The following is an 11919-nucleotide window of genomic DNA, read 5'->3' as shown; positions in this document are numbered from 1 at the left end:
CTACGACCTGACCTTTGAGACCGAAACCGCAGGGGTGCGCATCCAGGCACCCCAGCTCAATATCCGCACCGTGGCCGCAGGGGGCGGAAGCCGTCTCTTTTTTGAGGACGGGATGTTCTTGGTGGGGCCGGAGTCCGCAGGGGCCCATCCCGGCCCGGTCTGTTACCGCAAAAACGGGTACGCCACGGTGACCGACGCCAACCTGGTGCTGGGGCGCATCCAGCCGGAACACTTTCCCCGCATCTTCGGAGAGACCGAAGACCTGCCCCTGGATCGGGAGGCGTCCATTCATGCCTCCCCAAACTTACAGGGATTCGGGTCAACGCCTTTTATGCGGCCAAGGGACAGCCCGCCCTCTCCGTGGAGGAGGTGGCATTCGGGTCGGTCCGGTAGCGAAAGCAGGGTGATGGTGCGCCCCATCCGCGAGATCTCCGTCATGCGGGGCTTTTACATCAAAGATCATGTGCTGGCGGCCTTTGGCGGGGCAGGGCCCCAGCACGCCTGCGCCGTGGCACGGGCCCTGGGGATGTCCCGGGTGTTTGTGCATCGCTTTTCCAGCGTGCTCTCCGCCTACGGCATGGGCATGGCCGATGTGGTGACGGAAAAACAGACTCCCGTATCAGCCGAGGCTACGTCCGAAAACCTGGCGCGCCTGGACAGGGACCTGGATCGCCTGGAGGAGGAGGCGGCAAAAGAACTCGCGGCAAAAGGGTTTTCACCACGTCAGATTCAGTGCACCCGGTACCTTAACCTGCGCTACCAGGGCACGGACACGGCCTTGATGGTGGCGTGTCCTGGTGATGGCGATTATGTTTCTGCTTTTCTGGAACGTTACAGCCGAGAGTTCGGGTTTACCCTCAAGGACCGAAAGATCGTGGTGGACGACCTGAGGGTGCGGGCCAGGGGCAAGGTCCGCGGCGCCCGCAGGCACCCCATGGCACCGGCCGGGGCCCGCTATCCCCTTTTGAACCGGGTGACCTGTGGTTTTTGATCTTGGGACCCGGTGGCACCCCGCTTTACCGACTGGATGACCTCGGCCCGGGCACGTCTCTTCTGGGGCCCCGCCCTTATTGTCCATGAGACCACCACCATCGTGGTGGAGCCGGGGTGCACGGCAAGGGTTTCCCCTTATCAGATGGTCGATTGACGTCGGAGTCGATGACCTCCCGCCCACTGATACCTCCGTGGATCCCGTGCGTCTGTCCATCTTCAGCAACCTGTTCATGTCCATCGCCGAGCAGATGGGGCGCATGCTCCAGAAGACGGCGGTCTCCACCAACATCAAGGAGCGCCTCGACTTCTCCTGTGCCCTTTTCGGCCCCCACGGGGAGTTGGTGGCCAATGCCCCCCATCTTCCCGTGCATCTGGGGGCCATGAGCGAGGCGGTGAAGGCCCAGATCCGCATGCGGGGAAAAGATCTCAAGGAAGGGGACGTGCTGGTGAGCAACGACCCCGGGGCCGGAGGCGGGCGCCCTCGGACATCACGGTGATCACACCGGTTTTTCGTGAAGGGGAGATTATCTTCTGGGTGGCTTCCCGGGGCCACCACGCCGACATCGGCGGCATCTCGCCGGGGTCCATGCCTCCCCACTCTAAGACCCTTGGGGAGGAGGGGGCCCGCATTACCTCTTTCAAGCTGGTGGAAAACGGGGTGTTTCAAGAAGAGGGGATCCGTGAGCTGCTCATGGCTCCGGCAAAGGCCCAAAGGGAACCCGGGTCTCCGCCCGCTTCCGGGACCCGGCTCCTGGCCGACAACCTGTCGGACTTAAGGGCCCAGGTGGCGGCCAACCAGAAAGGCATCGCCCTGGTTCTGGAGATGGTGGACCATGATGGCCTGCACGTGGTTCAGGCGTACATGGCCCACGTGCAGAGCGCCGCCGAGGAAGCGGTGCGGCAGCGGCTGAAGGAGCTCTCCTTGAAAAACGGCATGGCCGAGGTGGATACGGTGCGTGCCACGGACCACCTCGACGACGGCTCCCCCATCTCCCTTGCCCTCACCATCGACAGGCGTGAGGGTAGCGCCCGCTTTGATTTTACCGGCACAGGCCCGGAGGTGTGGGGCAACGTCAACGCCCCAAAGGCCGTCACCACCTCGGCCATTCTCTACTGCCTGCGCTGCCTCATCCAAAAAGACCTGCCCCTGAACCACGGGTGCCTGGTGCCCATCGAAATCCATATCCCCGAGGGGTCTCTCCTTGCCCCCTCACCGGATGCCGCGGTGGTGGGGGGCAACGTCCTCACCTCCCAGCGCATCACCGACGTGGTCCTCAAGGCCTTTGGCACGGCCGCCGCTTCCCAGGGCTGCATGAACAACCTCACCTTCGGCAACGAGACCTTTGGCTACTACGAAACCATCGGGGGCGGCGCCGGGGCCGGGCCCACCTGGGACGGTCAGTCCGGGGTCCACACCCACATGACCAACACCCGCATCACCGACCCCGAGATCCTTGAGCGTCGATACCCCGTGCTCCTGCGTGAGTTCTCCATTCGAAAGGGCTCCGGCGGTGAGGGCGTCCATCAGGGAGGCGACGGCCTCATCCGGGACCTGGAGTTCCTTGCTCCTTCTGGACGCTGCCATCCTCCGAACGTCGCGTTTTTCAGCCTTACGGCCTCAAGGGCGGAGAGCCCGGCAAGCCCGGTCAAAATCTTTTGATCCGCACCGATGGCTCCCCCTTGAACCTCGGGTCAAAAAATCAGGTGCATCTTGCCCCGGGCCAGCGCCTTCGCATTCTCACACCGGGCGGCGGCGGATATGGCGATGCCAAGTAAAACGCATCGCAGGATTGCATTGTTATTCCGGGATGTATGCTTATCTTCCCTGAAGGACCTGTTGAAGGGGAAACCTGTTGACGGAAGAACCCATACCCACGGGAGGGACCATGCGAGCCGCAGACCTTGTCTTCAGCGCGGCGGGAGCCGCAGGGATACGCTACAGCTTTGTGAACCCGGGGACCACGGAGATGCCCCTGGTGGAGGCCTTTGATCGGGTAAAGGGGGTGAGGCCGGTCCTCTGCCCCTTTGAGGGCGTGGCCACCGGTGCTGCCGACGGGTATGCGCGCATGGCCGGGGTGCCGGGCCTCACCGTGCTGCACCTGGGCCCGGGATACGCCAACGGCATGGCCAACCTGCATAACGCCCGGCGGGCAAGAAGCCCCGTCATCAATATCATCGGCGAACACACCACGGCCCACAGACCCTTTGATCCGCCCCTTGCCATGCCCATCGAGGCCCTGGCCGCCGCCCTTCCGGGCCATGTGCGCACCGTGCTCGAAGCCGCGGATGCGGGCACGGCCTTTGCCGAATGCTACGGGGCAGCCACCCGCGGGCTCATCTCCCACCTTGTTTTTGCCCATGACCTTCAGTCCGCGGACGTGGAAGGGGACCTGTCCATGCTGTCCGCGGCAAGGCGAGAGACCGTGCCGCTGGAGACTGTTGCGGCTGTTGCCCGTACCCTGAACCGCGCAGAAAAACCAGCCCTTCTTCTGGGGGGCCAGGCCCTGGGTGGTGAGGGGCTGCGCCTGGCCGCCCAGGTGGCCGAAGCCTGCGGGGCGGATCTATTCCATGAAACCTTTGCCGCCCGCATCGAACGGGGGGCGGGCATGCCCAGCCCCATACGGCTTCCGTATTTCCCGGAATCGGCACGGGATGCGCTGGCGCCCTATGATCTGGTGGTGCTGGTGGGGGCTCCCTCTCCCGTGGGCTTTTTCGGGTACCCGGGGGTGAGCGGTCGTCTGGTGGAGGAGGCCCGGGAGAGCACGCTTTGCAAACCAGAAGCGGATGTGGGCCGCGCTCTCCAGGACCTGGCCGATGCCCTGGGCCTCTCCGCGGATTCCCCCCTGTGTCCTGTGCCCGAGTACCGCCTGCCGGACCTTCCCAAGGGGCCGTTGACCCTGGAAACCCTTGGGCAGGCCTTTGCCGCCCTTCAGCCCGAGGAGGCGGTTGTGGTGGACGAGGGGATCACCTCGGGTTTCTTCTACCATCCCCTGGCGGCAAACGTCTCCCCCCACACCACCCTCACCATTACCGGAGGCGCCATCGGCTGCGGCATCCCCATGGCCATCGGCGCGGCCCTGGCCTGCCCGGATCGTCCCGTCCTGAACCTCCAGGCCGACGGGAGCGCCCTGTTCACCGTCCAGGGGCTCTGGACCCAGGCCCGGGAGAACCTCAACATCAAAACCGTGATCTGCTCCAACAAGAGTTACGACATCCTTAAGCTGGAGGTGGCCCGGGCGGGCAACACCGATCCAGGACCCATGACCCAGAGCCTGACGGACCTGTCGCGACCCGACATCGGCTGGACGGAGATTGCCCGTGGGTTCGGGGTGCCCGCCCTGTCGGTTCGAACCGCCGAAGCGTTCGTGGCAGCCCTGCAGACGGCCCTGAAAGAGCCGGGCCCTTTTCTTGTAGAGGCGGTTCTTGGCTAACCCAACGGTCTCATGGCTTAAAAGTCCCTGGTATTTTGTCGGGGGTAAATTGGAGGCGCGAATGATGCGTTACCTTGTGTGTGTGTTTGCGGCCCTCGTGGTCTCTGCATCGGCATTTGCCGACAGCGGGAAGTCGGTTCGCTACCAGGTGAACGGGCAGGATTACGAAGGGTATTATGTGTCACCGGAAAAGGGCGCCCCCCTTGTTCTGCTGCTCCACGACTGGGACGGGTTGACTGCGTATGAGGTGACCCGTGCCCGCATGCTGGCAGAGGAGGGGTATGCCGTCTTTGCGGCGGACCTTTTTGGGGCGGGGATCCGTCCCACCAAGGTGCAGGATCGAAGGGAGCACACCGGCGAGCTTTACAAAGACCGGGGTAAAATGCGGGCCCTGATGAACGGGGCTTTGGATAAAGCCGCTTCCCTGGGGGCGAACGCCGGAAACGCGGTGGCGGCAGGGTACTGCTTTGGCGGTGCCGCGGTTCTGGAGCTGGCGCGTTCCGGTGCAGACCTCAAGGGGTTTGTCCTGTTCCATGGAGGGCTCTCCACCCCTGAGGGACAGGATTACAGCCGGGTCAGAGGAGAGATCCTCGTGATGCACGGCACCGCCGATGACGCCATCCCCATGGACTCCTTTGCCGAATTGGCGGAGAGCCTTGAAGGGGCCGGGGTTGCCCATGAGATGGTGACCTACGGGGGCGCACCCCATGCCTTTACCGTGTTTGACAGCAAGCGGTACCGGCCCGAAGCGGACCGGAGGTCATGGGAGCGGTTCCTGACGTTTCTCCGGCTGAAAACCCTTTGACCCAAAGCCCCTGAACGCCTTTAACGACGGGGATCCTCACCATAGCCTCACATGGCCCTTACAAAATCCTCACACGGGCTCCGTATACCGTTCTTCAACCTTGAACGTATTGGGAGACAACGGGATTTTTTTGAACGGGTCTGTGAAGGAGGATGTGGTGAGTATTGCAAAGAAGAACCTCGCGCTGGTGACGGTGTGCCTGACGGTGTTTGCCGTGGTCACGGTGCTGATCACGACGGCGTCCCTCAGGGAGCGCAGTCGCACGGAGATGGCATCGTTCCGGCTGCAGATGCTGGAAGAGCGCAAAGGGCGGATCCAGGACCTTGTCCTGTCTGCCCTTTCGATTTTTGAGACCGCCAATTTTTACGAAGATGCCCTGCGGGCCCTTTCGGCAACGCGGTTCGGCAACGAAGGGATAGAGAGTTTCGGTATCATGGACCGCAGCGGCATGGTCATGATGCACCCTTCGGATACCTCCCTGGAGCTCATGCAGATCGAGGAGATGGGTGACCCCTTGTGGTCGGCGTTTCGGGAGAAGACCGAGGCGCTGCTCCAAAGCCGGGGCGAGGGGTTCATCGAGCACACCTGGCTCCATCCGGTCACGGGTGCACAGGTACGAAAACTCTCCTATGTCAGGCTCTACGAACCCTGGGGGTGGGTCCTGCACACCGGGATTTACCTGGATGAGATCGATGCCATGGTCCGGGAAAAGGAGGCGGGGGTGGCCGCGGCCCTGCGGTAGCGAAACGCTGGGGCTCCTGCTATCGGCGGCCGCGTGCCTTTTGCTCACCGGGCTTGTGAGCGGGTGGCTTTCGCGGCGACTGGTGCGCCCCCTGCGGCAGGTGACCCAGACCCTGGAAGGGCTGGCCTCGGGCAAGGCGGACCTGACCACCCGGCTTTCTGCCACGACCCGGGACGAGGTGGGAGGGCTTGTGGGGCATGTCAACGCCATCATGGACCGGTTCCAGCATGTGTTTGCCTCCATTGCGGACAACGCAGAGCACCTTGGCGGCGCCTCGGAAGGGTTGATCCGGCTGTCCGGGTGCATGGCCCGGGATGCGGCCTCAGCGAGCGGTCACTCCCTTCTGCTCAGTGATGTCTCTGCTACCTTGGACAGGGAGATGCGGTTGGTGGGGGAGGTCATGGACGGGGCACGTCGGGACGGTCTTTCTGTTTTCAAATCGGTTGAGGGCATGGCCGAAGCCATTGGCGGGATCTCCGAAGAGACAGCAGAGGCCCGGCAGGAGGCAGAAACCGCGGCCGGGCGCATGGGAGATGCGGTGCGGGAGGCCCAACGTCTCGGTGAAGGTGCAACGGCCATCGGTGAGATCACAGAAACCATCAACGATATTTCCGACCAGACACACCTGCTTGCCCTCAACGCCACCATCGAGGCGGCCCGTGCAGGTGACGCAGGCAGGGGATTTGCCGTGGTGGCAGGTGAGATCAAGGGCCTTGCCGCCCAGACAGCGGTCTCTACACGTGAGATCGGTGAGAAAATAACCCGGATTCAGGAGGCGGTCTGCTCCACGGTGACGTCCATGGAGGAGGCCACCCTTCAGATCGGCCTGATTCGGTCCCGCATTCAGGGGATCGACAACGCCGTGGCCTGCCAGACAGCGAACGGGCAGGAGGTCTCCAGGTACCTGAAAAAAGCCACCGACGACCTGGCCGAGGGCGCTCGGGCCGTGGCCGTCACCACGGGCGTCGCAGGTGACATGGGGGATGCGGTTCACGGCAACAAGGCCCTTTCCGAACAGATAACGGCAAGCAGCGGCAATGTGGCGCAGAGCGCCCGGGTGCTTGAGGGGCTTTCCAGGACCCTCGGCGAGCTGACCTCGGGGTTTGCCGTTTCCGGTCATTCTCAATGAACCCTTCATCCCAAGGGAAACGAAGGGGGCAGGGGCAGCGCATTTAATCGAACCGCGGCGGGTCGCTTTTTGAAAAAGCTTCGCAAAAACATTCCGGTAATTAAACCGGTAATTAAAAAAGAAGAGGGGGCTATGCCCTGTGGGGATGAATCCACAAAAAATAAAACCTGTTTGTCTAACTTTTTAAACGTTTGGCCCCCAGGGCCGCCGGAGGCAAACCTGGGGGGCTGGGTCAGGTCATGAGGCGACGAGAGAGGCGGGCCAGGCTCTCCAGGTAGTCGCGGAATCCCACGTAGAAGATGTCGTTGTGCCCGGCGTGCCGGATCCCTAAGAACTGTTTTTCCGAGGAAGGCGAGGCCGCAAAGAGGTCTTCCCCTTCGTGGAAGGGGATGATGCTGTCTTCGTGGGCATGGATGATGAGCAGCGGCCCTGGGTAGGTGCTGATCTTGGTCAGGTTGGCGGGGCCTTCGGATTCGTCGGGCAGCTCCACCCAGTGGGGCAGGCCGATGGTGCGCAGCAGGGGGCCGAGGCGGGCAAAGCCGCTTTCGATGACCAGGGCACGGATCGTGTCGGGAAAGGCCGCGGCCAGTTCCATGGCCGGGGCGCTGCCCAGGGATCGTCCCATGGCCACCATGGGGCCTGTGTACCCTTTTTTGATGAGCCATGGGTTTACAAAGGCAAAGGTTGCCCTGGCGTCGGCCAGCATATGGGCCACGGACGGTTCGCCCCGGGAGAGGCCGTAGCCTCGGTATTCTGCGATAACCAGATTGAATCCGCACCCGGTGAGGTGGGCGGCTGCCTCATCGTAATCCGAGGCCACCTCTCCGTTGCCGTGGAAGAAGAGGAGGGTGGGGAGCGCCTTGTCCGTCAGGTGGCAGCGGACGGCGAGGCGTTCTCCGTCATGGGAGGGGATGAAAAGATCAAAGCAGCGGTCCGACTCTTCAAGGACGGGCAGGCCGGGGCGGGGATGAAACAGAAGGCTCAGAAATTCCGGGCGGTCAAAGGGGGACGGTTCCGTCATGGCGGTTCTCCTGGTTTGGGGACCATAGGGGGGCTGTCAGCCCTATCCCTTGGGGACCACGGGCTCTTTTTTCAGTATCATACGGGCGTCGGCGATGTCGATGCCCTGGTCATGGACGATGACGGGGTTCAGGTCCATCTCCTGGATATCCGGGTAGGACTCTATCACCTCCGAGACGGTGAGCAGGAGCTGGCTGAGGGCCTGTTTGTCCAGGGCGGGAGATCCCCTGAATCCGTTGAGGATCGGGGCGGATTTAATTTCGTCGATCATGCGCGAGGCAGCGGTACGTGAAAGGGGCAGCACCCGGAAGGAGACATCCCGCACCACCTCCACCAGGATCCCCCCGATGCCGAACATCACCACCGGGCCGAACTGTCGGTCGATTTTGGTGCCGATGATTACCTCCACCCCCTTTTTCTTCATGCTGGCCACCAGGCACCCTTTGATGACGGCGTCGGGCTTGTACTCCCGTGCGTTGTCGATGATGCGATGGAAGGCGTTGCGAATCTGGTCCTCGTTTTCCAGATTGAGGCGCACCCCGCCGGCGTCGCTTTTGTGGAGGATATCCGGGGAGACGATTTTCAGCACCACGGCCCCGCCGATCTCCTCGGCCAGGCGTACGGCGTCGTCGGCGGTTTTGGCCAAGTGTTCCCGCATGGCCGGAGCGCCGTGGCTGCGCAGGATCTCCTTGGCTTCGTGTTCAAAGAGATAGCGGCGGCCCTCAGCCCGGGCGTTGTGGATGAGCTTGACGGCCTTTTTTTTCGCCTTGGCCCCCCAGTTGAATTCAAAGGTGGTCTTGTATTTGTAGGCGGAGATGTACTGGCCGTAGCGGGAAAGGGCCCCCACGCACCGTGTGGCGATGTCCAGGGATTCGTACACCGGGATGCCGTAGTAGCGCAGGAGCTCCAGGGAGTGGGGTTTCACCGAATTGTAGAGGCTTTGCAGGACAATGGGCTTGCCCGATCTCTGGACCAGTTTGCCCATCTGGTGGGCTGCGTCCTCTTCCAGGAACCGGAGCTTTTCGGCAAACCGGATGGCGTAGCCCCCGAAGAGCCCGGCGATGAGAAGACCGCCCACGTTGGCGTCGTTTAAGATGATCCTGGCGCAGCGTGCAAAGATTTCGGGGTTGGCGTCACTGCCCCCGGCAACATCCACCGGGTTGGATACCGAGGCGTTGTGGGGCAGGATCTCTCGCAGTTTGGCCTGGGACCGCTCTGACAGGGTGGGGATTTCAAGGCCCAGGTCAGTGAGGAGGTCCGAGGCGATGGTGGCGTGCCCGCCCCCGTCGGCCAGGATGGCTACCTTTCTGTTGCGGATGTGCGGCAGGCTGGAGAGGGTCTCGGCCACGGGAAAGAGCTGGTCCGGGTGTTCGATGTTGATGATTCCCGCCCGCTCAAAGGAGGTCCGGGCCACCTCGGAGATGCCTGCCAGCGCCCCGGTATGGGACCCCGCCGATTTTTGCCCTGTGGAGGTCCGGCCGCTTTTCAGCAGGATGATGGGTTTCTGGCGGGAGGTTTTGTAGACCTGCTGGAGAAAGGTGCGGCCGTCCCGCAGCCCCTCCACATAGATGAGGATGGCCTTGGTCTTCTCGTCGTGCCGGAAAAACTCCAGGTATTCGTCGAAATGGATGTCCGACTCATTGCCCACCCCCACATAATAGGAAAAGCCCTTGTGGCTTCGCAGGGTGGCCTCGGTGATGAGGTGAAGGGCGATGTTGCCGCTCTGGGTGAGCAGGGCGATGTCTCCTTTGGGGACGTTGGAGAGTCCCACCAGGTTGAGTCCCGTCCACATGTTGATGATGCCCGAGGTGTTGGGCCCCACCAGTCGCACCTTGTGAGCCCGGGCCGTCTCCAGGATCTCGTCCTCCAGGTGCTTGCCCTGGGGGCCCATCTCGCCGAAGCCCCCTGCAATGATGACGGCACCTGCAATGCCCTTGCGGCCGCATTGGGCCAGGAGACCCGGGACCGTGGAGGCGGGTGTGGTGATGAGGGCCAGGTCCACCGGCTCTTTGATCTCCTCCACATCGGCGTAGCATCTCAGGCCGAGGACGCGGCGTTCCCGTGGGTTGACCGGGTAGATGCCCCCTTCGAACCCGCTCTTCTTCAGGGTGGCCACGGCCTGGTAGCCCCGTTTGGTCTCATCCCGCGACGCGCCGATGACGGCCACGGAGTCTGCGTTGAGTATGCGATGAAGGTCTTCCATGGCTATACCCCCTTGAATATGGGTCGGCGCTTCTCTTTAAAGGCGTCAATGCCCTCCTGCCAGTCCCGGCTCTTCATGCAGGCAATGATGGCCTTGGTCTCTTCGTCGTAGATCTCTTCCAGGGTGAGGGCGGGGGCCCGTTCCATGAGGGATTTGGCAAGGGCCATGGAAAGGGGCGCTTTGTCGGCCATGCGTGCGGCAAGGGCCAGGGCCTCTTCCATCAGGTGATCCTGGGGGACGCTGGCAAGGGCCAGGCCGGTCTCCATGGCCTCGGGGCCCGTGAGAGTTTCTGTGCATGAGCTCCCGGGCCCGTGCAAGGCCCACGATGCGCTCCAGGTGGCGGGTGACACCGCCCCCCACCATGGTGCCGAGGCCGGTTTCGGGAAACCCCAGGGTGGCTGTGTCGGCCATGATGACGAAATCGCAGTTAAGGGCCAGCTCGGTACCTGCCCCCCTGGCCGGCCCGTTGACCGCCGCGATAACGGGCAGGGGAAGGGTTCGGAGTTTGAGGCAGGTGGCATGGGCCAGTTCAATGTAGGCTTTTTTTTCTTCGGCGGTTCGCTGCCCGTCGGCGTGGTGCTTGAGGTCCGCCCCTGCGCAGAAGGCCTCTTTGGGGGGGCGGGGGAAGTGGCGGCTTGAGTTACGGGGGGGCACCGGTGATGATCAGGGCCCGGATGGCGAGGTCTGAAGAGAGAGAGTCCAGGACAGACCCCAGCTCTTCGTACATGCGTTCAATGACGGCGTTCATGCGGTGGGGCCGGTTGAGACGCAGGATGCCGGTGTTGTCCCGGGCTTCGAAGAGCACGGTGGCAGGGGCTATATGAAGCCTCCATACTGGTTTCAACCGACGGAAACGGGCCGGGGAGAGGGATGAAAACCGTGTGTGTGGTGTAATTGACCGATAAATCAAAATTTTACCAAAGGCGTTATCTCTCCGTCAAACAGAACGTTTGCAATTTTCAATCAAACATGCAACCCTTTCCTCCAAAGTTCAGTACTTCACCCGGGATGTCGTTTGACTAATAGACGACGATTCGGGTCCTTGTTTCTGCGGTAGCGTCACGGGTGTCTTCTGGTTTGGTGGGCCCGGTTATTATTGAGTATGCGGGCGGTGGGGCGTCTTTGCGGAGTGGTCATTTTTTCTGATACGGATGGTGTTATGACATGTAAAAAATTGGGGTTGATCCTGCTGCTATTTGCCTGTACTGCCTGCTCCTCACAGGAGTACAGTCACCCCGTGCACTTCGAGACCCTGTTGAACGATCATTCCATTCTCACCTTTGACGTGACGGTGGTCATGAAAAGCGAGAAAGGCTTGGAAGAGTTGAAAAAAAAGCTGTCCCAGGTGGAGTACGGCATGCGCATCGTCTTGACCCAGAGGCGCCCGGATCAGATTGACACCCCCAAGCGCATCAAGAGCGTCATGCGAAAAATCTGCGAATCCCAGATGGCCAACCGGGTGGAGCGGTTTGATGTGACCCAGATGAGGCTCCGGCGATACGTGGGCGGGGCAAAATACGTGGAAGATGGCCCCAAGAGCATCAATCGAAAAGGTCTCACCGGGCAGTAACGAGCCTTGCAGGGGTATGGTTTTTA

12 protein-coding genes and 2 pseudogenes are annotated in these 11919 nt (G+C 62.2%); 9 read left to right on the top strand and 5 right to left on the bottom strand.

Annotated elements, in window-relative coordinates; all coding sequences use genetic code 11:
- Window positions 1–7: 7 nt before the first annotated feature.
- The 8 genes and pseudogenes from ACOYW1_RS12485 to ACOYW1_RS12450 all read left to right on the top strand — a co-directional run bounded on the left by ACOYW1_RS12485 (window position 8) and on the right by ACOYW1_RS12450 (window position 7100).
- Complete coding sequence (locus ACOYW1_RS12485) at window positions 8–991, top strand: hydantoinase/oxoprolinase family protein (RefSeq protein WP_482423711.1); 984 nt, start codon at window positions 8–10, stop codon at window positions 989–991.
- 12 nt (window positions 992–1003) lie between these two features.
- Entirely contained in the window at window positions 1004–1147 is a 144-nt protein-coding gene (locus ACOYW1_RS12480) for a hypothetical protein (RefSeq protein ID WP_482423046.1), read from the top strand.
- A gap of 37 nt (window positions 1148–1184) precedes the next feature.
- On the top strand, window positions 1185–1490 hold the full coding sequence (locus ACOYW1_RS12475) for a hydantoinase B/oxoprolinase family protein (protein WP_482423045.1): 306 nt from the start codon (window positions 1185–1187) through the stop codon (window positions 1488–1490).
- Window positions 1487–2769: pseudogene (locus ACOYW1_RS12470) on the top strand (hydantoinase B/oxoprolinase family protein). The gene ACOYW1_RS12475 and the pseudogene ACOYW1_RS12470 overlap by 4 nt, the downstream one beginning before the upstream one ends.
- Before the next feature lie 110 nt (window positions 2770–2879).
- The gene (locus tag ACOYW1_RS12465) at window positions 2880–4424 is read left to right on the top strand and encodes an acetolactate synthase large subunit (protein WP_482423044.1); all 1545 of its coding nucleotides are present in this window, start codon (window positions 2880–2882) and stop codon (window positions 4422–4424) included.
- A 61-nt stretch (window positions 4425–4485) separates the two neighbouring features.
- Window positions 4486–5229: a dienelactone hydrolase family protein gene (locus tag ACOYW1_RS12460; RefSeq protein WP_482423043.1), complete on the top strand. Its 744-nt coding sequence runs from the start codon at window positions 4486–4488 to the stop codon at window positions 5227–5229.
- A gap of 157 nt (window positions 5230–5386) precedes the next feature.
- Complete coding sequence (locus ACOYW1_RS12455; RefSeq protein WP_482423042.1) at window positions 5387–5971, top strand: cache domain-containing protein; 585 nt, start codon at window positions 5387–5389, stop codon at window positions 5969–5971.
- Between the two features lie 40 nt (window positions 5972–6011).
- Window positions 6012–7100, top strand: a complete 1089-nt coding sequence (locus ACOYW1_RS12450; RefSeq protein WP_482423041.1) for a methyl-accepting chemotaxis protein — start codon at window positions 6012–6014, stop codon at window positions 7098–7100.
- 232 nt (window positions 7101–7332) lie between these two features.
- Here ACOYW1_RS12450 and ACOYW1_RS12445 read toward each other — a convergent pair whose 3' ends face one another.
- The 5 genes and pseudogenes from ACOYW1_RS12445 to ACOYW1_RS12425 all read right to left on the bottom strand — a co-directional run bounded on the left by ACOYW1_RS12445 (window position 7333) and on the right by ACOYW1_RS12425 (window position 11167).
- Entirely contained in the window at window positions 7333–8121 is a 789-nt protein-coding gene (locus ACOYW1_RS12445) for an alpha/beta hydrolase (protein ID WP_482423040.1), read from the bottom strand.
- 42 nt (window positions 8122–8163) lie between these two features.
- Window positions 8164–10323 carry an acetate--CoA ligase family protein gene (locus ACOYW1_RS12440; RefSeq protein ID WP_482416210.1) on the bottom strand — a complete coding sequence of 720 codons (2160 nt, stop codon included), beginning with the start codon at window positions 10321–10323 and terminating at the stop codon, window positions 8164–8166.
- A 2-nt stretch (window positions 10324–10325) separates the two neighbouring features.
- Entirely contained in the window at window positions 10326–10589 is a 264-nt protein-coding gene (locus ACOYW1_RS12435) for an enoyl-CoA hydratase/isomerase family protein (RefSeq protein ID WP_482423039.1), read from the bottom strand.
- An 88-nt stretch (window positions 10590–10677) separates the two neighbouring features.
- Window positions 10678–10977: pseudogene (locus ACOYW1_RS12430) on the bottom strand (enoyl-CoA hydratase/isomerase family protein); the annotation flags it as partial.
- Window positions 10964–11167, bottom strand: a complete 204-nt coding sequence (locus ACOYW1_RS12425; protein ID WP_482423038.1) for an enoyl-CoA hydratase/isomerase family protein — start codon at window positions 11165–11167, stop codon at window positions 10964–10966. The pseudogene ACOYW1_RS12430 and the gene ACOYW1_RS12425, both read right to left, overlap by 14 nt.
- A 315-nt stretch (window positions 11168–11482) precedes the next feature.
- On the opposite strand from ACOYW1_RS12425, the gene ACOYW1_RS12420 reads away from it, so the two are divergent.
- Window positions 11483–11893, top strand: a complete 411-nt coding sequence (locus ACOYW1_RS12420) for a hypothetical protein (RefSeq protein ID WP_482416212.1) — start codon at window positions 11483–11485, stop codon at window positions 11891–11893.
- The last annotated feature ends 26 nt before the right edge of the window (window positions 11894–11919 follow it).

The organism is Desulfoluna sp. CYM3A (genome assembly GCF_056829965.1).
Note: the sequence above shows the minus strand (reverse complement) of the source record. Positions and strands in the feature narration are given on the sequence as shown.